Below are 21,690 nucleotides of genomic sequence, written 5' to 3' on the forward strand. Positions count from 1 at the left end.
TATGGAAACGATGATCAAAACACAAACTGTGACCATGTCTATCGATGGGCAACAGGTTACTGTACCGAAGGGAACAACAGTATTAGAAGCTGCAAAGACGCTTGGTATCGATATTCCTACATTGTGTCACTTAAAAGAACTGGCTCCGGATGGCTCTTGCCGCATGTGTGTGGTAGAGGTTGAAGGTGGAAGAAAAGGCGGACTGAATACGGCTTGTACAGCACATTGCCAAGAAGGTATGGTGGTTCATACCGGATCACCAAGAGTCAATGATTCCCGTCGTTTCATCTTAGATCTATTATTGAGCAATCATAAGTTAGAATGCTTTTCTTGCGGGAAAAACGGCGATTGCAAATTACAGGATTACTGTATGGAATATGGTATTGATGATACTATCTTTACAGAAGGAAAAAGGATGCCGTGTCACCAAGAGGACACAAGTAATCCTTTCTTTACCTATGATCCTGAAAAATGCATCATGTGCCGTAAGTGTTCGAGAGTGTGCCAATTACGTCAAGGTAGAGATGTGATCAGCATTGCTAAACGCGGATTTGATACAAAAATGACACCAAGCTATGAAGCCTCCTTTGATCAGTCTTTATGTGAATCTTGTGGAAATTGCGTGTCAGTCTGTCCAACAGGTGCTTTAGTGGCGAAAGAGCGCAAAACCCATAGAGCATGGGAAACGAAAAAAATTCCGACGACCTGCCCGCACTGTGGAACAGGGTGCCAAATGAATTTAGTAGTCAAAGGAAACAAGCTGGTTGGCGTTGAACCGATCAATGGTGCAGCAAATAAAAATCTCTTATGCGTAAAAGGTAAATTTGCTTCCTACAAATTTGTTGGTTCAGGGGATCGATTGACTGAACCTTTGATCAAGCGTAATGGTGTTTTTGAACCTGCGACTTGGGATGAAGCATTGACTTTAGTGGCAGATAAATTCAAACAAATCAAAGCGAATGATGGGCCAGATGCTCTTGCAGGTTTTTCTTGTTCCCGCTCGATCAATGAAGATAATTATGTGTTTCAAAAAATGGTTCGAGCAGCATTTGGTACGAATAATGTCGATAACTGCGCCCGAGTTTGCCACTCAGCTTCTGTTCATGGGCTAGCCCATACCTTAGGTTCAGGTGCAATGACCAATCCAATTGCGGATATTACGACAGATGTCGACGTGATTTTACTTGTGGGCTCTAATCCAGAAGAAGCTCATCCCGTGATCGGCGCTCAAATACGTCAGGCGATGCAGCGCGGTACAAAAGTGATCGTTGTTGATCCAAGAAAGATCGATCTAGTTAAAAATAGTGAATTACATTTGCAGATCCAAGCAGGGACCAATGTCGCTTTTGCTAATGGTATGATGCATGTGATCTTAAAAGAAGGCTTAGCGGACCGGAAATTTATCGAGGAAAAAACAGAAGGTTTTGAAGCTTTAGAACAGCTAGTTGCAGAATACTCACCGGAAAAAGTAGCCGAAATTTGTCATATCGAAGCAGATGATCTAATCAAAGCAGCGAGACTATATGCTAAAGCTGAAAAAGCACCGATTATTTACTGCTTAGGTGTAACAGAGCATTCTACTGGAACCGAAGGCGTCATGAGTATGTCTAATATGGCGATGCTAGTCGGAAAAATCGGGAAGCCCGGCTGTGGTGTCAATCCTTTACGTGGTCAAAACAATGTGCAGGGAGCTTGTGATATGGGCTGTATGCCGTTTGATTTCCCAGGGTATCAAAAAGTTGCAAATCCGGAAGTTATCGAAAAATTTGAAAAAGCTTGGAATGTTAAGCTGAATCGAAATGTCGGAATGACTTCTACTCAAGTATTGCCGGAAGCATCTGAAGGGAAAGTTAAGGGATTATATATCTTTGGTGAAGATCCGATCGTGACAGATCCTGATACGAATCATGTTCGCCATGCGTTGGAAAATCTAGAATTTTTAGTTGTTCAGGAATTATTTATGACAGAAACTGCAGCGTATGCGGATGTTGTATTACCAGGCATCAGTTATGCTGAAAAAGATGGGACGTTCACAAATACTGAGCGGAGAGTTCAAAGAGTTAGAAAAGCAGTTGAACCAAGAGGTAGCGCGCGACAAGATTTTGATATTTTCTGTGAGGTGATGACTCGCCTAGGCTATCCTTGTCATTATGATTCAGCTAAAGAAATCATGGAAGAAATTGCTGCAGTAACACCAACTTTTGGTGGTATCACTTATGAGCGTCTGGAAGAAACTGGAGGACTGCAATGGCCTTGCCGTACCTTAGATGATCCTGGAACACCAATTATGCACGTAGGTAATTTTACACGCGGCAAAGGTCTATTTATGGCTATCCCATACAAAAAAGCAAGAGAGCTGCCGGATGAACAGTATCCATATTTAATGTCGACCGGTAGAATGCTTTATCACTATAACACGAGAGCGATGACGGGTCGTACCGAAGGAATCAATCAAATTGCTGGTCGTTCATACATTGAGATCAATAGTGTCGATGCTGGTCGTCTTGGAATTCAAGAAGGGGATAAAGTCAAAGTTAGATCAAGACGCGGGACGATCGAAACTTATGCGGCAGTAGGAAATCGCGTGTTCCCGCAAGAAGTCTTTATGACCTTCCATTTTCCAGATGGAAATGTCAATGAACTGACAAATGCTGTGTTTGATGATATTGCGATCATCCCTGAATATAAGGTTTGTGCGGTAGATATCGTTCCAATCAAATAAGAGGAGGAGCAACGATGATCGAAGTAGAAGCAGCACAGGAAAAAATTCGACAAGCTTTTCCTCGTCAAAAAAATAGTGAATCTGTTTTGATTTTAGAAGCTGCTGGTCGAGTGTGCGCAGAAGACATTTACGCTAGAGTAGCTGTACCTACATTTTCCAGAGCGGGGATGGACGGCTATGCAGTGATTGCCGCTGAAACAATAGGGGCAAGTGAAGAGCAACCTGTTTGTTTGGCTGTTGTAGGAACCATTTATGCAGGAGATCAAGAAATCCAAACAACAAAAAAACAAGGTGTTGCATATAAGATCATGACTGGAGCACCAATTCCGACAGGTTTTGATGCAGTGATCAAGCAAGAATGGACAGATTACGGCATAGAGAAGGTTGAACTTTATCATGAGGCAAGCAAAGGGCTGAATTATGGAGGAATCGGTGAGGATGTTTTTGAAGGTCAAAAGATCGTGGCAAAAGGACAACTGATCAATAGCCGAACAGTAGGGATTTTAGCTGCACAGGGAATGGAAACTGTACCAGTTTTTCAGCCGTTAAAAGTAGGACTTATAGCGACTGGCACGGAATTAGTTTCACTTGGAAATTCTCTGACTTCAGGAAAAATCTATGACAGCAATCTTTATACGTTAGCTTCCTTTATTCAGGCTAGCGGCAGTCAGCTGCTATTTAAAGAACGTTGCCCTGACAGTATTGAAGAACTTTCTGAACTGATCGAAGAAAAAATGGCGACCGTTGATGTACTGATTACGACTGGCGGCGTCTCAGTAGGAGAAAAGGATTATTTGCCGGAAGTCATTGATAAAATAGGCGGTAAGCAACTCTTTCATTGTGTGAATATGAAGCCTGGCACACCGATCATGGCTAGTTGTTATGCTGATCGTTTGATTTTAAGTTTATCAGGGAATCCTTTTGCTTCTGTGGTCAACTTACATTTATTTTATTGGTCATTCTATGCACATTTTATGCAATGTCCTGAATTAAATCTACAGTCTCGAAAGGTTCAGCTAGGATCTGATTTAACGTTTTCAGGCATTCGTAGGTTTATCCGCGCGTATGAAAAAGATGGGGTGGTTTCACTTATTTCAGATCAGCATTTTTCCTCTGTTTTTCATAATACATTGGAAACGAATTGTTTGATCGATCAGCCGGCGAAGACGTCATTGAAAAAGACGGATGTAGTTACGGTTTATTATTGGAAATTCTAATCATTATGAGGCTGAGAAAAAGAATTTTGCTTATTTTTGAAAGAAATATTTTTGTCTCGTCGCTTATTTGACATTAGAACCCGGAACAAAACTGATGTTTAGTTTTGTTTCGGGTTTCTCTATTTTTGTGCACTAAAAAAAATTATTTATATCAGATTGTTTTTTTTTAGGTGTAGTGATACACTTGTGAGGAAGAGAACAAATTTGTATTTTAATTATTTGAAAGCGTTTTAAAGAGGTGCGGAAATGGATGAAAAAAGACGATTCACTCATATCAATGAGCAAGGTCAGGCACAAATGGTCGATGTGGGAGAAAAACCTTTGACTAAAAGAGTTGCTATTGCATATGGCGAAATCCATATGCATCAAACGACTGCTGAAGCAATTAAAAATCAGACGATAAAAAAAGGCGAAGTCCTCCAAGTTGCCAGAATTGCAGGGATCATGGCAGCGAAAAAAACATTTGAGTTGATTCCGTTATGTCATTTACTTGCACTGACCAAATGTGAGATCGATTTTCGGTGGCAATCAGAAGAAGTCTTAGCTGTTGAATGCTTGGCAAAAACAGTAGGAAATACGGGTGTTGAAATGGAAGCTTTGACAGGCGTGAATGTTACTTTATTGACGATCTATGATATGTGTAAAGCAATGGATCGTGAGATGACGATGACCAATATCGGTTTAATAGAAAAATCTGGTGGAAAAAGTGGCATGTTCAAAAGAAGTGATATCTAAACATGGAGAGTAGGAAGGGCGCGGAGAAAATGAGGGATTCTTTCAATCGCGAAATTGATTATGTACGTTTATCTGTAACAGATCGCTGTGATCTACGCTGCACGTATTGTATGCCGGAAAAGGGCATGTGCTTTTTGAAAAAAGAAGAAGTGTTGTCACAAGAAGAGATTCTATTTTTATTAAAAGCATTGGCTGAACAAGACATCAAAAAGGTCAAAATCACAGGTGGTGAACCTTTGGTAAGAAGAGATACAGTCGCTTTGATTGCGAAAATCAAAGAGATCAAAGGGATCGAAAAGGTGACGATGACAACGAATGGTATTCAGCTGGTACGTCATGCGCAAGCATTAAAAGATGCCGGATTAGATGGCCTAAATATCAGTATTGATACACTCGATCCAATAGAATTTAGAACAATTACGAGAGTTGGTGAATTAACCCGAGTGTTGGATGGGTTAAAAGCAGCCCTCAAAGTAGGCTTACCCAATATAAAAATCAATACAGTTGCCAGAGGTGAGCTGACCGACCAAGAAATCGTAGAAATAGCTGGATTAGCACAAAATGAAGACCTTCATGTTCGTTTTATTGAACTAATGCCGATCGGTTTAGGAAAAGGCTGTCCTGGACGAACGCAAGAAGAACTTTTTTCAGTGATACAGTCAGCTTACGGACGCTTGGATCCATTTGAGCAACGCTTAGGGAATGGACCAGCAAGTTATTTTTCATTACCAGATTTTCAAGGCAAGATTGGATTTATTAGTGCATTAGGGCATTGTTTCTGTGCTGCGTGTGATCGCATTCGCATTACTGCAGATGGTAATCTCAAGACATGTTTGCATATGGATGAAGGGTGTTCTTTAAAACCTGCCTTGACTGCTCAAAATAAAGAGCTGTTATTGACTCAGATTTTTTCAGCTATTCAGCAAAAACCGGAAAAACATCATTTTTTAGAAACACAGGGAGATTCCCGTTTCATGTCACAAATTGGAGGGTAAGACGATTATGGCTACAGGAGAAATTATTGGTATCAATATTAGTGAACGAAGAGGAACACAGAAAAAGGAGATTCCAGAAGTTGATTTAGTGAAAGGCTTTGGTTTAGCGGATGATGCCCATGGTGGAAATTGGCATCGTCAAGTCAGCTTATTGTCTTTTGAAAAAATCACCGAGTTCAATGAGCGCGGGGCTCGTGTTGGCAATGGCGCATTTGGTGAAAATATTATTGTTTCAGGAATCGACTTACGTAGATTGCCAGTAGGTACAAAAATCCAGATTGGAGATGCGTCTTTGGTCGTGACTCAAATCGGAAAAGAATGTCACAAGCATTGTCAGATCTATGCCCGCGTTGGGGACTGCATTATGCCTAGAGAAGGGATCTTTGCGGTCGTCGTAGATGAAGGCCATATCAAAAAAGGTGATACGCTTGAAGTTGTATAAATTAGGCATCATCACGCTCAGTGATAAAGGGGCGCAAGGACTGCGACAAGATGAGTCTGGGGATTTAATAGAAAAAATGCTGAAAGACCAATTTGAGATCGTTGATCGAATCCTTATTCCAGATGAAAAAGAAATGCTGAAGCAGACCTTGATCGACTGGTGTTCGACATGTGAGTTGATTTTGACTACTGGCGGAACAGGATTGGGCGTGAGAGATATCACACCCGAAACGACAATGAGTATTGCTGATAAAGAAATTCCTGGAATCAGTGAAGGGATGCGTATGCTTAGTATCAAAAAGACACCGTTCGGTATGTTAAGCCGCGGCGTAGCAGTTCAACGTGATAAGACATTGATCATCAATCTACCTGGAAGCCCAAAAGCTGTTGAAGAAATTTTGACTTATCTTCAGCCGATTCTATCACATGCGCTCGACATTTTAACGGATCGTAAAACAGAGCACTAAATGGAGGAAAACGATGAAAGTAGTAAAAACGATCGATTCACAAGGGTTGATCCTCTATCAAGACATTACTAAAATCGTCAAAGGTGAGTTCAAAGGCGTGGCTTTTCGAAAAGGACATCGTGTGACTGCAGAAGATATTCCGATACTGCTCTCGTTAGGAAAAGAACATTTATTTTTACGATCAGAACAGTCGAACTTGATCCATGAAAATGAAGCAGCTGACTTTTTGTATCAACTTCTAGCAAGCGAGTTTATGAACGCAACGCCAGTTTCAGAAGGAAAGATAGAAGTAGTTGCTGAACGTGATGGACTACTGAAAGTTGATCGAGAATCTTTGTTTAGACTAAATGCAGTTTCGGGGATGGCCGCTGCAACACTTCCCACGAATCAAAAAGTCCGTGCCGGACAAAAAATAGCTGGTACGCGAATCATTCCCTTAGAAATTGAATCAGCTGCTTTGGTCGAAGCTGAACAAGCTGTAGGGACCGACCCTATATTGTCGTTGATTCCGTTTGAAAAAGTGACGATTGGTATTGTGACGACTGGCAGTGAGATATACAACGGTTTGATCGAGGATGCGTTTGGCCCAGTGATCAAAGAAAAGCTGGCTGACTATCCGACGGCAGAAATCAAGTTTCATACGATCGTCAATGATGAACCTAATCAGATCACTCAGGCTATCGAGAGTATGCTGGAAGCTGGAGCAGATATTATTTTTTGTACCGGTGGGATGAGTGTGGATCCGGATGATCGAACACCTTTGGCTATCAAGCAGACTGGAGCAGAAATCATTTCTCATGGGACACCTGTTTTGCCGGGATCGATGCTTTTACTTGCATACTTGAATGAAAAGACAATCGTCGGTTTGCCTGGCGGAGTCTTATATTCTAAACGTACGGTGTTTGATTTATTGCTGCCTAGGATCATGGCCAAAGATAGCATAAATAAAGCTGAAATTATCGGTTTGGGTTACGGCGGTTATTTATAGCCTTAGTGAAGGAGTGAAACGATGAAGCACCTAAGAAAATCATGTATTCTAGGCTGGATCTTCGCAGTATGCTTTCTTTTATCTGCTTGCACAACCAATGACACCAAAAAAACAACGACCGCAAATTCCGCTAGTCAGTCAAAAGAACATCATTTATTGATCGCAGCAGCAGCCAGTTTAGAGGCAGTCATGGAGAATCAGATCATTCCCGCATACATCAAAGAGCATCCAATGACGACGATCGAAGGCAATTATGATAGTTCGGGGAAACTCCAAACGCAAATCGAAAAAGGTTTGGAGGCCGACATATTTTTTTCAGCTGCAACAAAACAAATGGCTGCGTTGACTGAACAAAAATTGATCGAAGAAAAAAGTGTCGTACCGCTGCTGAAAAATCAGCTAGTGATGATCGTACCGAGTGCATCTAAGGAAAATTGGCACTCATTCAGTGATCTGAACAAGGCAGAAACGATTGCAGTCGGCGATCCAGCGAGTGTTCCAGCAGGACAATACGCTGAAAAAGGACTAAAAGCAACTGGTGATTGGGCATATGTGAGAGAACATGCGAGCTTTGGTACGAATGTTACAGAAGTTTTGAATTGGGTCGCAGAGGGAAGTGCCCAAGTTGGATTGGTTTATGCAACGGATGCTGTCTCTAGTAATAAAGTAAATGTCGTTGCTGTGATGCCTGATGACATACTTGATGAACCGATCATCTATCCAGTAGGAATCGTCTCAAGTTCGAAAGAAAAAGAGTCGGCGGAAAGCTTCCTTACATTTTTACAAAGTGAGGAAGTCGCAAAATATTTTGAAGATACAGGGTTTATTATCAATAAGTAGGTGAGTCTGGTGGATTTAAGTCCGATTATTATTTCATTCAAAACAGCGATCGTTGCAATCATTTTTACTTTTTTCAGTGGTACGATCATTGCTTATTTGATTTTCCGTATGAAAAAGCAAAATCTAAAACTCATTTTCAATAGCTTATTTACCTTGCCGCTGGTGCTGCCGCCAACGGTTTTTGGCTTTTTCTTACTTGATATTTTTGGTGTCCAGCAACCGATTGGGAAGTTTTTGCTGGATTTTTTTGCGGTAAAAGTCGTTTTTTCATGGAAAGCAACAGTGATTGCGGCAGTAGCTGTGTCCTTTCCATTGATGTATCGCTCCGCAATCGCAGCCTTTGAGCAAATTGATGGGGATCTTTTTTCTGCTGCACGAACTTTGGGATTCTCAGAAATGAAAATTTTCTTCAAAATCGCTTTGCCTTTATCTTTGAATGGTTTATTGGCTGGTGGAGTTTTAGCGTTTGCCAGAGGATTGGGTGAATTTGGTGCTACAACGATGTTGGCAGGAAATATCGCAGGAAAAACACGAACCTTACCATTAGCGATCTATTCAGCTGTCGCTGCTGGAGATTGGGCTTTAGCTCAAAACTATGTGTGGGTCATCGTCATTATTTGCTTATTGATTCTTTTTATGACGGAATTCTTTGGTCGAAAGTCATGGAGGCATAAATCATGAAACTAAGCGTGGATATCAAAAAAAGACTGCAGAACCATACATTGCGCGCTGCCTTTGATATAGAAGCAACTACTTTAGGTGTTTTAGGCGCTTCCGGCTGCGGAAAAAGTATGCTGCTAAAATGTATTGCTGGAATCGAAACGCCAGATTCAGGTCGGATCCAATTGGGTGATCGAGTGTTATTCGACAAAGAAGCGACTATCGACTTGTCACCACAAAAACGAAATGTAGGCTTATTATTTCAACAATACGCCCTGTTTCCCCATTTAACGGTGTATAAGAACTTAGCTAGTGTCACAAAGAATCGTCAGCTGATTTCAGAACTGTTAGAGATGTTTCATTTAGAAAACAGCCGAAATAGCTATCCGCATCAAATCTCCGGCGGTCAAAAGCAGCGTGCAGCGTTAGCGCGGATGTTAGCCTCAGAGCCGGCATTATTGTTGCTGGATGAACCTTTTTCTGCGTTGGATACTTCATTGAAGGAAGAGCTTCAGCTTGAGCTACAGAAGCGTTTGTCTTCTTTTAGCGGAAATATCTTGATCGTCAGCCATAGCTTAGATGAGCTGTACCGTTTGTGTCCTGAGCTGATGATCATGACGGAAGAGACTTGTTTGCAGGGAGAAACAGATACCTTATTTAAACAACCGCAAACCCTAGTAGCAGCCCAGCTGACAGGCTGTAAAAATATTTTCCCGATAAAACGAATAGATGCGCATACGGTTTTAGTGACTGGTTGGTCCGTACCTTTGACCGTAGCACAAGAAGTATTGCCGAGACATTCTCATATTGGGATCAGAGCTCATGATTTTCTATTGGATACTTCGGGAGTGAATCAATTAGAGGTCGAGTATGGTTTTTCACAGCAAACACCTTTTGAACAAAATAGCTGGTTTTCTCACCGTGGGAAAAAGCTTTGGTGGAAAGGTAGTAAACAGATAGCAGTAGGTCAGGTAAAACAACTAACGGTGAATCCTGAAGCGATTATGCTGTTGACAGAGTGAAGAGCAAAAAACGAAGATTTTATGCTTCGTTTTTTTTATTGAGGTAAACTAATCGTTAACGACTAAAAAGAAGAAAAACTTGCAATTGATACAAAGTAATGCTATCCTTATCTCTCTTAAAACGAAATGATTACGATTTGAAGGAAGGAGATAAGAATATGGCGAAAAAATCAAAAATTGCCAAAGCAAAACAACAACAAGCATTGGTCGAAAAATATGCTGAACTACGACAAGAATTAAAAGCAAATAAAGATTACGCAGCACTGGCAAAATTACCCAAAGATTCAAACCCTAATCGCTTAAAAAACCGCGATTTGATCGATGGACGACCAAGAGCGTATATGCGAAAATTCGGCATGTCACGGATCAATTTTAGAACGCTGGCACACGCAGGGTAAATTCCCGGTGTACATAAAGCTAGCTGGTAATAATAAAGCTTTTGGGGGAGAAACAATGGAAAAACAAGACATTTCAAGCGCACGCAGAAGATTAAAATGCACCAATCGAAAGACACGTAAACGTGCACTGAAGATCATTCAGCAGTATAAGCGGGAGAAAAAAAATCGAACGATGGCTTTAAACAACGCTAGTACGATCAATAGTTGAAGAAGAAAATGACCATTTCTTCTATAAAAAAGTAAAGCATTCCAAGGGGAAGCTTTACTTTTTTTTCGTCTAAGCATAAAATATTAGAGAATGTGTTTAGGGAAAAGAAAAGGGAGAACGTTGTGAAGAAAAAATTACAAATATTTAAGAAAAAATCAGTCAGCTATCCTCTGATCGTGATTGGGCTGATTCTGCTGGTAGTCATCAGCAACCTATATCTGCAATGGTGTCAAAACGAATTATCTACGGATTTAATGCTAAGATTTGCCTTTTCTTGGCATACAGAAAAATTTATCTTAGGCTGCTTGGTTTTACTGGTATTCTTGCTATTTTTGATCAGTCTAGCTGGCTCTTTTCTACTGGGGAGTGTTCTTTATGCCATAACGATCGCTATCTTAGGGTTTGCAGACTATCAGAAGATGTTTTACCGGACAGAGCCTATTTATCCTGATGATCTAAAAATGATCACCGAATTCGGGCTGCTAAGAGAAATGATCGGAACCGTTCCTTTTATTGTGATCGTACTGATTGCAGCGATTGCCCTAGTCTTTTATTGCCGAGCAATCTACAAAAGTCGTTTATTATCGAAAAAAATGCAAATCGTTCGTGTGACCGGCTTGATCGTCACGATTGGATTATTAGTGTATATCAGTGATTTCAATAATCCAAATAATCTCTTACGCAAGCAATATGACAAAACAGCGTTGTGGATTCCGTATAGTCAAAAAATGAATTACTACAATACAGGCTTTATGGGTGGCTTTTTATTTAATTTAAAAGTCGAAGCAATGGATGAGCCGGACAATTACTCTAAAAAAACGATCGCAGAAATCACCGAGAAATACAATAAACAGGTTACATCAATAAAAGATGCTGAAGAAGAACAACCAAACATTATTTTTGTGATGAGCGAAAGCTTTTCTGATCCACAGCATCTAGCAGGGGTAACCGCAAATAAGAATCCACTAAAAGATTATTATGAAGTAGCAGATAAAACTTATAGCGGCCAAATGCTTTCTCAAAATTACGGTGGTGGGACAGCCAATATCGAATTTGAAGCATTGACCAGTTTCTCAATGGAACTATTCAATCCGCAAATGACGACACCGTATACTATGTTAGTACCTAAAATGGATGAGATTCCGTCGGTTGTTTCCTTGTTGAAAAATCAGGACTATCGAGCAACAGCGATCCATCCGTACAATACCTCAATGTATAAGCGTAAAGATGTCTATAACGTGTTAGGTTTTGATCAGTTTATTAGTGAAGATACGATGAAGTATAAAGAAAAACTGCAAAACAATCCCTATATTTCGGATCAATCTGCGTATAAAGAAGTTCTTGATCTTTTAAAAGACGATCAGCAACCACAATTTGTCCATCTAGTAACGATGCAGACGCATATGCCTTATAGTGATAAATATACTAATATAGAGTATTCATCTCAAGGGCAAGGGAATAAAACCGCGATCGATAGCTACATGCAGGATATTGCCTATAGCAGTGCTGCATTGAAAGAATTTACTGAGGAATTGAAAAATGTCAAAAGGCGAACCTTAGTTGTTTTTTGGGGCGATCATTTACCAAGTATCTATTCAGATGAGATCAAAGAAATGAACGATGAGGTAATGATGCACCAAACAGAATTCCTGATGTATGATACTCAAGGATCATTACGTAAACAAAAAACACAGGATGCGATCACAAGTCCTTTTTACTTTGCACCAACGTTGTTCGATCAAAGTAATTTACAAATGACTGGCTTTTATCAATTACTAAGTCAACTTGAAGAACAGGTACCAGCCTTTGAAAAAAGTTTCTATTATACGAATGAGAAGTGGAATAAAACGTTGAAACTGACGCAGTCACAAGAAGAGCTGTATGAAGATTATCGGATGATTCAATATGATATCGTTTCTGGAGAGCAATATAGTCTAAAAAATGATTTTTTTGATTAAAATCTAAAGGAGCACAAGATGAGTTTTAAAAAGAAAGACAATCAAGTCTACTACAATCCAATCCGCCGAGCTGTCTTGAATCATCAAATGATCCAGCCAGGCGATAAAGTAGCGATTGGTATGAGTGGTGGTAAAGACAGCACAAGTTTATTATATTTTTTGGATATGATCAGTAAACAAAAGCGTTTAGGCTTTGAATTTGAGATCGTGCCAATTACCTTAGCGATGGGCTTTGATGTGGATATTGTACCGATGCAGGCGTTTGTAGAAGAGCTAGGTTATACATTGGATGTTGTTCCTACAAATATTGCTCAGGTCGTTTTTGATATTCGTGAGGAGCGTTCACCATGTTCATTATGTGCAAAATTACGCCGAGGTATTTTATATAATCGAGCAAAAGAATTAGGTTGTAACAAAGTCGCTTTAGGACACCATTTAGATGATGCGATCGAAACGTATTTCATGAACTTCTTTTTCCATGGGCAGCTGGCAAGTTTTGAACCGCGAAGTTATTTGTCTAAAACAGATATCACACTGATCCGTCCGCTGCTTTATATAGAAGAAAAAGAGATCATTCGTTTTGTTAAGAGAGAAGAGTTACCAGTGATCTTCAATCCTTGCCCGGTAGATAAAAAGACCAAGCGCGAGGAAATCAAGCAAGTCGTCACGAATTTATCACAGAGCTATCCTGATATTCGCGAGAAGTTTATCATGGGGATGGAGCAAGGAACGACGGAAAACTTTTGGACGAAAACGATGTCAGTTTCTGAAGAGAAGTTATTCAAATAGTTTCTTTTGCCGTATGTTCCTACAATTAGTATAAATATACCTGTTCTGAAAATTTTTCTGAAAATCAATACGATTTCATTTGAAAAACACTAAAAGAACAGGTATAATTAATTTCAGCAATAATTATTGGTGATTGTACCTCAAAAGATCACCATCATATTATTTCATGAGGGAGTAACTGGCGGCTTAAGCTGCGACAACATCACCAACTCCGAAAGAAATTTCTGGTGTTGTCTTAATCAGTGAGACTTATGTATGTTCTATTTAGGTAGCATACAGAGGTCTATTTTTTTTCGTTTTTGCTACGAACCAGCTTCTCTTTATAGAGGTCTAATACGTGTTCGTTTCGCTATTATGAAGTAAAATAGATGTAAGTAGCTGCAAATTACAGAGGAGGAAGAACATGTCAGAAGAAAAAAAGGTTCAATTAGCTGAAGCATTTTATACTCAGCCGGAAGCAACAGTTCTGGAAAAGATGGGTACGACTGCTGAAGGTCTAACGGATCAAGAGGCTAAAAAAAGGTTAGAGAGTTATGGAGCAAATGCTCTGGATGAAGGGAAAAAGAAATCGATCGTCGTGAAGTTCTTTGAGCAGTTTAAAGATTTTATGATCATCGTATTACTATTTGCTGCAGTGATTTCAGCGGTATTCTCACATGATGTCGTGGATTCGATCATCATCTTACTCGTTGTTGTATTGAATGCAATTTTCGGTGTGATCCAAGAAGCCAAAGCAGAGCAAGCGATCGAAGCACTAAAAGAAATGTCTTCACCAAATGCGAACATTCGTCGTGATGGACATGTGATCACAGTTAAAAGTGATGAATTAGTGCCAGGAGATATCGTCTTATTAGAAGCTGGCGACGTAGTGCCGGCGGATTTACGTTTATTAGAAGCAGCTAGCTTGAAAATTGAAGAAGCAGCATTGACTGGTGAATCAGTTCCAGTTGAAAAAGAAGCAACTGTTTTAGAAGGTACGCCAGAAGATATCGGTATCGGTGATCGTATCAATATGGCTTATTCAAATAGTAATGTCACTTATGGTCGTGGGATAGGTGTAGTTGTCGGTACTGGTATGAATACCGAGGTCGGTAAAATCGCCGGCATGCTAGCTAACGAACAAGAAACAGAAACACCATTGAAGCAAAACTTGAATCAATTAGGTAAAATGTTGACGATCGCGATTTTAGTGATCGCTGCGATCATGTTTGTTGTTGGAATGATGAACGGTAGAACATGGATCGATATGCTATTGACTTCGATTTCATTAGCTGTTGCTGCGATTCCGGAAGGTTTACCGGCAATCGTTACGATCATTTTAGCTTTAGGAACACAAAAAATGGCGAAGAAAAATGCGATCGTGCGTAAACTTCCAGCCGTTGAGACATTGGGTAGTACAGATATCATTTGTTCAGATAAGACGGGGACGTTGACTCTGAATCAAATGACTGTTGAAGCATTATATACAGACAATAAAGTCGCTGCAGCATCTGAAGATGTAGCAATGGATAACATGGCTTTAAAAATCATGAACTATACAAATGATACAAAATTTGCTCAAGATGGTACATTGATTGGTGATCCAACCGAAACGGCTTTAGTTCAATTCGGTTTAGACCATGGCTTCAATGTCACTGAAAAAGTTGCAGCGGAACCTCGTGTAGCTGAAATTCCGTTTGACTCTGATCGTAAATTGATGACAACTGTTCACCAATTAGTCGATGGCAAATTCTTAGTTGCAGTCAAAGGTGCACCCGATGAGTTGCTAAAACGCTGTGAGCAAGTATTATTAAATGGTCAAACAACAGCATTAAATGATCAAGAACGCAAAGAAATTTTAACAAACAACACGAAAATGGCGAAACAAGCGTTACGTGTATTAGGAATGGCATATAAATTCGTTGATGCAGTTCCTGCTGAAATGGATTCAGCTGTGGTTGAAAATGGTCTAGTGTTTGCTGGTCTAGTCGGTATGATCGACCCTGAACGTAAAGAAGCAGCAGAAGCGGTTAAAGTAGCTAAAGAAGCTGGTATTCGTCCGATCATGATCACAGGTGACCACAGAGATACAGCGGAAGCCATTGCTGCTCGTCTTGGCATTATCAAAGAAGGCGATGACGATGCAGTGATCACAGGCGCTGAATTGAATGAGTTATCAGATGAAGCTTTTGCAAAAGTCGTTGGACATTACTCTGTTTATGCTCGTGTATCTCCTGAACATAAAGTTCGTATCGTTAAAGCATGGCAGCAAGAAGGTAAGGTCGTTGCCATGACAGGTGACGGTGTGAATGATGCACCAGCCTTAAAAGCAGCAGATATCGGTATTGGTATGGGGATCACTGGTACGGAAGTATCGAAAGGTGCTTCAGATATGGTTTTAGCGGATGATAATTTCTCTACGATCATTGTCGCCGTTGAAGAAGGACGTAAAGTTTTCTCAAATATCCAAAAAACGATCCAATACCTACTTTCTGCCAACTTAGGAGAAGTATTGACACTCTTTATTGCAACAATGTTAGCTTGGGATACATTACTACCAGTTCATTTATTGTGGATTAACTTAGTAACGGATACTTTCCCAGCGATTGCTTTAGGTGTTGAGCCGGCAGAACGTGATGTGATGAGTCATGCGCCTCGTGGTAAGAAATCGAACTTCTTCTCAGGTGGTGTCTTGAGCAGTGTCATTTATCAAGGGATCACTCAAGGTGCTTTGACATTGATCGTTTATAAAATGGCCATCGAGTTTCCTGCGCATACAGCGGCAAATATGCCAAACTTATCTGCACAGGCGTTGTATGATTTACAACATGGAGATGCGTTGACTATGGCATTTGCGACATTAGGATTGATTCAATTGTTCCATGCGTTCAACGTAAAATCGATTTATCAATCGATTTTCAAAGTTGGCTTATTCCGAAACAAATCGTTCAACTGGGCGATTTTAGTTTCCTTCCTATTGTTAGCCGCTACGATCGTTATTCCAGGATTCAACGATTTGTTTAGTGTAACATCACTAGATGCGTACCAATGGGCAATCGTTGCAGGAACATCCTTTGCGATCATTCCTATCGTTGAAGTTGTAAAATTTGTTCAACGAAAAATGGGTAAAGGGATATAAAATTAGTAAAAGATAGTCGAGTATTCGGCTATCTTTTTTTCTATGGTTCAGTATAGTAGCATGAAGAAAATTTTAAGGTCAAAATAAGTCAAATAAGTGGACAAATTTTTAGATTACGGTATTATTAATATAGATATTCAGCTTTAAAATATGGAGGTCATTCATTATGAACTATTTAGATGAAAATGAAGAAACAGAAGAAAAACAACAACCAAATGCATTTATGAAAAAACTTTTTGAAGAGAGAACGATTTTGATTTATGGTGAGATCAATCAGGATCTAGCGCGGGAAGTAACCTCACAATTACTTTTATTAGCAGCGATGGGTGATGAGCCAATCAAAATTTTTATCAATAGCCAAGGCGGACATGTTGAAGCAGGAGACACGATCCATGATATGATCAAGTTTGTCAAACCAGAAGTGATCGTTGTTGGTACCGGCTGGGTAGCAAGTGCGGGTATTACGATTTATTTGGCTGCTGAAGCTAAAAATAGATACAGCTTGCCAAATACTCGTTACATGATCCATCAACCAGCTGGCGGTGTTCAAGGCCAAAGTACTGAGATTCAGATCGAGGCCAAAGAAATCATCCGTATGCGTGAGCGTGTAAACCGTTTGATTGCTGCAGCAACTGGTCAAACGTATGAAAAAATCGCAAAAGATACAGACCGTAATTTCTGGATGTCTGCTGAAGAAGCAAAAGATTATGGAATGGTATCTAAGATCATCGATACAAGCGATGAAATCCAGTAAAATAAGAACGAACTGCAAGTACAAGTGACTTGCAGTTTTTTTATCAAAATTATTAGAAAAAAGCTGTTTTGAAAGATTCTCCTTGTCATCACCCTATGAAAAAGTGTAAAATTAGGTGATCATCAAAAGAAAGTAGGAAAGAATTTGAAACCCAATTTAGGCTATTATGTGCAAAACATCAATGATATTGTAAAAGAAACAGAAGAAGTCGGCGAAAAAATGAACGAATATTACGAAGAAGTTCGTAAAGCAATCGACGAAGATAAGGTAACAGAGCTAGCACCAGAGCGGATTGTTGAGATCCAACGCATATTCCAAGATGGAACAAAAGAATACGAAACGATGCTGGAGAAAGTGTCACAATTACGTCCGCCCGCTCGAGTAATGGGCATCCATAAAAAATTTGAGCGCTCATATATTGAATATTTAGCTGGTTGTAATGAAATGATTTTATCTTTAGACCCAGAAAAAGGAATAGATGTTGACTTGTTCAATGCTTCAGAAGAGAAACAAGACAAAGCAACAGATGATATCTCATTTGCAATCACTAGAATGAGTAATCTTTTGTTAAAAAAATAAAAATATAAACGAAAAAATGATAAAAAGAAATGGTATTTAATTTCTTTTTAACGTTATTTTTAGTAGACAATGAAAAATATTTGTTGTATTATATATTCATACCAACAACAACCTTTTTATTTTTCATTTTACTCTTATTGAGTAATACTCCTTTTCCATCGGTCAGTTTGACCGGTGGTTTTTTCTTTCATTATTATTTGAATCAAAATATAAATTAAAAAATATTATTTATATTACACTAGTTTTAAAAAATGGCAGTTATTTTATGTAAATAAATAATTATATTAATCATAAAAAAGATGAGATAAAACATTTTTGTTTTATCCCATCTTTTAATTTTAACGACGTAGTCGTATCAGTTTTCTACATTTCGAACGTAATCATCAAAATACTGAACAAGATCAGCTTTGATTTTTTGATATTCTTCTTCTGTGTATTCACGTTCTTCAATCGATCCATTAAAAAATGGAATCTCCAACTCTTCGCGCAAGCGATCCAATACTTCGCTTTGATCCATTTGTGCACCTTCTTTATTTGTTGTCTTCTCTATTATAAAACATTAAAATCATTCGTCAACTGCTCAAAAGCATCTTTCATCGCAGATAACTTACTATAAAGAAGTGCACTGTTGTCATCTTCAAGGAAGAAAACTTGTTTCAACTCAAAGTAGAACTCTTCAAACGCAGTAAAAAAGGGCTGAACTGCATCGGAAGAAATCTCATCATTACTAATATAAAAAATCCGGATACTATGATAGTAGGTAAAGACCTCATTGATATTCAAAAGAATCCGAGATTCTTCAGGCCGTGGACGGCTGGTGACTAAATCATACAAAGAAAGGCTCTTTGTATGGATCTCTGATAAATAAGATAAAAGAAAATCCACTTTTTCAATATGTTCTGACATTCGATCGACCTCCATTTTATTTAAGTATAATAAAAAATGAGTAGAAAGAAAAACAGGAACCCTTATTTGAATCTAATTAATTTTGATCAATTAATTTAATATGAAAAAATGTTGACAAATAAATGAGTATGTTCTAATATTGATTCAATATCAAAACTCATTGAAAAGAAGAGTACACAAAAAAACATTTATTCAGCAAAGATTTTTTGCTGAAGCGAGAGAGCTTTCGGATGGTGGAAGAAAGTAATGGGAATTTGTCGAAAATGATCTTGGAGAGGAAAAATCGATTTGATTTTTACGGCTGCTACCGTTAACAAAGCACCAAATCATAAAGTGATTTATTGTTTGGCTTGAGATGGAAATGATTTTCCAATAAAGGTGGTACCGCGATCGTCGCCCTTTACTAGCATAGGCTGGTAGAGGGCTTTTTGCTGTTCATCACTACGACTGGCTACGCCAGAGTAGATGATGAACAGTACTTGGCGACCAAAGGGAGCGAAGTATCCATACTAGGAATCACCCAACGCTTGAATCCAACCCGAAAGAGGGGAAGCAACTTCAAAAAGAGTCAGCAAAGAGGGATGATGAACAGTACTTGGGGACCAAAGAGAGCGAAGTAACCTTACTAGGAATCACCCAACGCTTGAATCCAACCCGAAAGAGGGGAAGCAACTTCAAAAAGAGTCAGCAAAGAGGGATGATGAGCAGTACTTGGCGACCAAAGAGAGCGAAGTAACCCTACTAGGAATCACCCAACGCTTGAATCCAACCCGAAAGAGGAGAAACAACTTCAAAAAGAGTCAGTAAAGAGGGATGATGAACAGTACTTGGCAATCAAAGAGAGCGAAGTAACCCTACTAGTGAGTCACCCAATCCCCTCTAAGCTGATCATGGAAAGTCAAAGGACCACAACTAGTTCAGCTAAATCAATCAAAGAACAATAAATGAGGCTGAAAAAGAAAAATTCAGAATGAATAACTCTCTGTGATCGCCAAGATCACAAAAGACAACGAGGTACCAGATTTAAAGTATCAGGTGTCGGATTTTCTACTAACAGATCTGACAATCGCTATAAATTCTTTTCAATGAGAACAATCCAGAAAGAGGTGGTCATTATGCAAGAAGGTGACATGTGCAGCAAACGAATAAAATCAACTAAATTTAAAAGAAAAGGAATGAAGCATTATGACAAACCAAAACTATCACTTTGAAACCATCCAAATTCACGGAGGACATACCCCCGATAAAGACACGAACTCTAGAGCGGTACCGATCTATCAAACAACCTCCTACACATTTGATGATACGCAAGATGCAGCAGAAAAATTTGCTTTATCAAAAGCGGGCAATATCTATACACGGATCACCAATCCGACGACGGCCGTATTAGAAGATCGTTTGAATGAATTAGAAGGCGGTGTGGGCGCTGTAGCTGTTGCTTCAGGAACAGCAGCAATCACCTATGCCATTCAAAACCTTGCTAGCAGCGGCGATCATATTGTCTCTGCATCAACTCTTTATGGTGGAACCTTCAATTTGTTTGCCCATACGTTACCTGAATTTGGCATCACAACAACTTTTGTTGATCCAGATGAGTTGGCTAATTTTGAGGAAGCGATCAAAGAAAATACGAAAGCGATTTTTGTTGAAACGATCGGAAATCCCAGTACGAATGTTGCAGACATTGAAGCAATCGCAGACATTGCTCACAAGCACGAGTTACCGCTGATCGTCGATAATACCTTTGCTACCGCTTATCTAACTCGTCCGTTTGACTTTGGCGCAGATATCGTCGTTTATTCGGCAACAAAATTCATCGGTGGACATGGTGTTGCTTTAGGCGGTGTGGTGATCGATTCTGGAAAATTCAATTGGGCGAATGGAAAATTTCCGAAATTGGTCGACCCTGATCCAAGTTATCATGGCTTATCTTATACTAAGGATGTTGGTGCAGCAGCTTTTATTACTCGTTTACGTGTGTCATTACTGAGAGATACAGGAGCCGCAATTTCGCCCTTCAATAGTTTCTTGCTGATTTTAGGCTTAGAAACACTTTCCTTGAGATTAGAACGTCATGTAGAAAATGCCCAAAAAGTCGCGGAATTCTTAGTGAAGCATCCGAAAGTCGATTGGGTCAACTATCCTGGATTGCCTGATAATAAATATCATACCTTAGCTGAAAAGTATTTGCCGAAAGGAGCGGGATCGATTTTTACATTTGGTGTCAAAGGCGGAGCAGAAGCTGGGAAAAACTTGATCAATCATGTGGAACTATTTTCTTTATTGGCAAATGTCGGTGATGCAAAATCATTGATCATCCATCCAGCATCAACCACACATTCCCAATTAAGCGAAGAAGAACTGAAGGTCTCAGGAACTTCTCCTGAATTGATTCGCTTATCGATCGGCATCGAGAATGTTGATGACATCTTATCAGACTTAGAACAAGCTTTAGCGAAAATCTAAACATAAACACTTGATACAGAAACTTTTCCTTTTGTATCAAGTGTTTTTTAGAAAGCTGATAAGGTAGAATAATCGATTCTTAAAAAAATTCTCATAAAACTATTGACTTTGATAGAAAAGTTCTGTATCTTTATGACTATAGTTTGAATTATTCAAAAATTCTGACAATAAAGGATGTTGACGATCATGGACAAACAAATCACAACAATTACATTCTTATTATTAGTGAAGGACTCATCACACTGATCTTTAGAAGCGAGCAAATAAGCTGCTTTTCAATCAGAAGTTGAGAGTCCTGTTTTCGCATTGCATGAACGGGATGACAAGCATCCCATATCGTGGGATGCTTTTTTATTGCAAATCACAGCGATTGCTTGCAGAGCTGATGATGCGCAATACTTGGCGAGCGGAGAGAGCGAAGTATCAT

At 39.4% G+C, this 21,690-nt stretch carries 20 protein-coding genes and 1 other annotated feature; of the genes, 18 read left to right on the top strand and 2 right to left on the bottom strand.

The window, feature by feature from the left end; all coding sequences use genetic code 11:
- The first annotated feature begins 1 nt into the window (after position 1).
- The 17 genes from fdhF (at position 2) to IGI58_RS13985 (ending at position 17,891) form a co-directional block, all read left to right on the top strand.
- A complete protein-coding gene (gene fdhF, locus IGI58_RS13905; protein WP_429952935.1) occupies positions 2–2,722 on the top strand; it encodes a formate dehydrogenase subunit alpha in 2,721 nt (906 codons plus the stop codon).
- Between the two features lie 14 nt (positions 2,723–2,736).
- Positions 2,737–3,939, top strand: coding sequence for a molybdopterin molybdotransferase MoeA (locus tag IGI58_RS13910; protein ID WP_429952934.1), 1,203 nt, complete (start codon positions 2,737–2,739; stop codon positions 3,937–3,939).
- 246 nt (positions 3,940–4,185) lie between these two features.
- The gene (moaC, locus tag IGI58_RS13915; protein WP_087639635.1) at positions 4,186–4,674 is read left to right on the top strand and encodes a cyclic pyranopterin monophosphate synthase MoaC; all 489 of its coding nucleotides are present in this window, start codon (positions 4,186–4,188) and stop codon (positions 4,672–4,674) included.
- A gap of 29 nt (positions 4,675–4,703) precedes the next feature.
- Complete coding sequence (gene moaA, locus IGI58_RS13920) at positions 4,704–5,669, top strand: GTP 3',8-cyclase MoaA (RefSeq protein WP_429952933.1); 966 nt, start codon at positions 4,704–4,706, stop codon at positions 5,667–5,669.
- Between the two features lie 7 nt (positions 5,670–5,676).
- Positions 5,677–6,111: an MOSC domain-containing protein gene (locus IGI58_RS13925; RefSeq protein ID WP_087639637.1), complete on the top strand. Its 435-nt coding sequence runs from the start codon at positions 5,677–5,679 to the stop codon at positions 6,109–6,111.
- The gene (locus IGI58_RS13930; RefSeq protein WP_429955284.1) at positions 6,104–6,577 is read left to right on the top strand and encodes a MogA/MoaB family molybdenum cofactor biosynthesis protein; all 474 of its coding nucleotides are present in this window, start codon (positions 6,104–6,106) and stop codon (positions 6,575–6,577) included. The genes IGI58_RS13925 and IGI58_RS13930 overlap by 8 nt, the downstream gene beginning before the upstream one ends.
- Before the next feature lie 13 nt (positions 6,578–6,590).
- Positions 6,591–7,565 (top strand): molybdopterin-binding protein, encoded by a 975-nt coding sequence (locus IGI58_RS13935; RefSeq protein ID WP_429952932.1) that lies wholly within the window; start codon positions 6,591–6,593, stop codon positions 7,563–7,565.
- 21 nt (positions 7,566–7,586) lie between these two features.
- Positions 7,587–8,405, top strand: a complete 819-nt coding sequence (gene modA / locus IGI58_RS13940; protein ID WP_429952931.1) for a molybdate ABC transporter substrate-binding protein — start codon at positions 7,587–7,589, stop codon at positions 8,403–8,405.
- 9 nt (positions 8,406–8,414) lie between these two features.
- Positions 8,415–9,086 (top strand): molybdate ABC transporter permease subunit, encoded by a 672-nt coding sequence (gene modB, locus IGI58_RS13945; protein ID WP_087639641.1) that lies wholly within the window; start codon positions 8,415–8,417, stop codon positions 9,084–9,086.
- Complete coding sequence (locus IGI58_RS13950) at positions 9,083–10,087, top strand: sulfate/molybdate ABC transporter ATP-binding protein (protein WP_429952930.1); 1,005 nt, start codon at positions 9,083–9,085, stop codon at positions 10,085–10,087. Before modB ends, IGI58_RS13950 begins: the two co-directional genes overlap by 4 nt.
- A 158-nt stretch (positions 10,088–10,245) precedes the next feature.
- Positions 10,246–10,485 (top strand): 30S ribosomal protein S14, encoded by a 240-nt coding sequence (gene rpsN, locus IGI58_RS13955; RefSeq protein ID WP_429952929.1) that lies wholly within the window; start codon positions 10,246–10,248, stop codon positions 10,483–10,485.
- 55 nt (positions 10,486–10,540) lie between these two features.
- Positions 10,541–10,693, top strand: coding sequence for a putative metal homeostasis protein (locus tag IGI58_RS13960; RefSeq protein WP_429952928.1), 153 nt, complete (start codon positions 10,541–10,543; stop codon positions 10,691–10,693).
- Between the two features lie 122 nt (positions 10,694–10,815).
- Entirely contained in the window at positions 10,816–12,651 is a 1,836-nt protein-coding gene (locus tag IGI58_RS13965) for an LTA synthase family protein (RefSeq protein WP_429952927.1), read from the top strand.
- 18 nt (positions 12,652–12,669) lie between these two features.
- Positions 12,670–13,440 carry a tRNA 2-thiocytidine biosynthesis TtcA family protein gene (locus tag IGI58_RS13970; RefSeq protein WP_429952926.1) on the top strand — a complete coding sequence of 257 codons (771 nt, stop codon included), beginning with the start codon at positions 12,670–12,672 and terminating at the stop codon, positions 13,438–13,440.
- A 403-nt stretch (positions 13,441–13,843) separates the two neighbouring features.
- Positions 13,844–16,558 (top strand): cation-translocating P-type ATPase, encoded by a 2,715-nt coding sequence (locus IGI58_RS13975; protein ID WP_087639650.1) that lies wholly within the window; start codon positions 13,844–13,846, stop codon positions 16,556–16,558.
- A 166-nt stretch (positions 16,559–16,724) separates the two neighbouring features.
- Positions 16,725–17,312: an ATP-dependent Clp protease proteolytic subunit gene (locus IGI58_RS13980; protein ID WP_087639651.1), complete on the top strand. Its 588-nt coding sequence runs from the start codon at positions 16,725–16,727 to the stop codon at positions 17,310–17,312.
- Between the two features lie 144 nt (positions 17,313–17,456).
- Positions 17,457–17,891 (top strand): hypothetical protein, encoded by a 435-nt coding sequence (locus IGI58_RS13985; protein ID WP_087639652.1) that lies wholly within the window; start codon positions 17,457–17,459, stop codon positions 17,889–17,891.
- A gap of 355 nt (positions 17,892–18,246) precedes the next feature.
- On the opposite strand, the gene IGI58_RS13990 is transcribed toward IGI58_RS13985, so the two are convergent.
- Both IGI58_RS13990 and IGI58_RS13995 read right to left on the bottom strand, forming a co-directional pair.
- Positions 18,247–18,408, bottom strand: coding sequence for a hypothetical protein (locus tag IGI58_RS13990; RefSeq protein ID WP_087639653.1), 162 nt, complete (start codon positions 18,406–18,408; stop codon positions 18,247–18,249).
- Between the two features lie 32 nt (positions 18,409–18,440).
- Positions 18,441–18,797, bottom strand: coding sequence for a hypothetical protein (locus tag IGI58_RS13995; protein ID WP_088268343.1), 357 nt, complete (start codon positions 18,795–18,797; stop codon positions 18,441–18,443).
- 151 nt (positions 18,798–18,948) lie between these two features.
- Positions 18,949–19,201, top strand: a binding site (T-box leader).
- 781 nt (positions 19,202–19,982) lie between these two features.
- Here IGI58_RS13995 and IGI58_RS14000 point away from each other — a divergent pair.
- Positions 19,983–21,263, top strand: a complete 1,281-nt coding sequence (locus IGI58_RS14000; RefSeq protein WP_429952924.1) for an O-acetylhomoserine aminocarboxypropyltransferase/cysteine synthase family protein — start codon at positions 19,983–19,985, stop codon at positions 21,261–21,263.
- The last annotated feature ends 427 nt before the right edge of the window (positions 21,264–21,690 follow it).

Origin of the sequence: Enterococcus sp. AZ020, assembly GCF_050499205.1 — a bacterium.
In the GTDB taxonomy this organism is placed as follows: Bacteria; Bacillota; Bacilli; order Lactobacillales; family Enterococcaceae; genus Enterococcus_L; species Enterococcus_L dunnyi.

Bases quoted from the DNA above. Each gene is read 5' to 3' on its own strand.
- IGI58_RS13935 (WP_429952932.1), top strand. From the start codon at position 6,591: ATGAAAGTAGTAAAAACGATCGATTCACAAGGGTTGATCCTCTATCAA.
- moaA (WP_429952933.1), top strand. From the start codon at position 4,704: ATGAGGGATTCTTTCAATCGCGAAATTGATTATGTACGTTTATCTGTA.
- IGI58_RS13995 (WP_088268343.1), bottom strand. From the start codon at position 18,797: ATGTCAGAACATATTGAAAAAGTGGATTTTCTTTTATCTTATTTATCA.
- IGI58_RS13975 (WP_087639650.1), top strand. From the start codon at position 13,844: ATGTCAGAAGAAAAAAAGGTTCAATTAGCTGAAGCATTTTATACTCAG.
- IGI58_RS14000 (WP_429952924.1), top strand. From the start codon at position 19,983: ATGACAAACCAAAACTATCACTTTGAAACCATCCAAATTCACGGAGGA.
- IGI58_RS13980 (WP_087639651.1), top strand. From the start codon at position 16,725: ATGAACTATTTAGATGAAAATGAAGAAACAGAAGAAAAACAACAACCA.
- IGI58_RS13910 (WP_429952934.1), top strand. From the start codon at position 2,737: ATGATCGAAGTAGAAGCAGCACAGGAAAAAATTCGACAAGCTTTTCCT.
- IGI58_RS13960 (WP_429952928.1), top strand. From the start codon at position 10,541: ATGGAAAAACAAGACATTTCAAGCGCACGCAGAAGATTAAAATGCACC.
- IGI58_RS13990 (WP_087639653.1), bottom strand. From the start codon at position 18,408: ATGGATCAAAGCGAAGTATTGGATCGCTTGCGCGAAGAGTTGGAGATT.
- moaC (WP_087639635.1), top strand. From the start codon at position 4,186: ATGGATGAAAAAAGACGATTCACTCATATCAATGAGCAAGGTCAGGCA.
- IGI58_RS13950 (WP_429952930.1), top strand. From the start codon at position 9,083: ATGAAACTAAGCGTGGATATCAAAAAAAGACTGCAGAACCATACATTG.
- fdhF (WP_429952935.1), top strand. From the start codon at position 2: ATGGAAACGATGATCAAAACACAAACTGTGACCATGTCTATCGATGGG.
- modA (WP_429952931.1), top strand. From the start codon at position 7,587: ATGAAGCACCTAAGAAAATCATGTATTCTAGGCTGGATCTTCGCAGTA.
- rpsN (WP_429952929.1), top strand. From the start codon at position 10,246: ATGGCGAAAAAATCAAAAATTGCCAAAGCAAAACAACAACAAGCATTG.
- IGI58_RS13970 (WP_429952926.1), top strand. From the start codon at position 12,670: ATGAGTTTTAAAAAGAAAGACAATCAAGTCTACTACAATCCAATCCGC.
- IGI58_RS13925 (WP_087639637.1), top strand. From the start codon at position 5,677: ATGGCTACAGGAGAAATTATTGGTATCAATATTAGTGAACGAAGAGGA.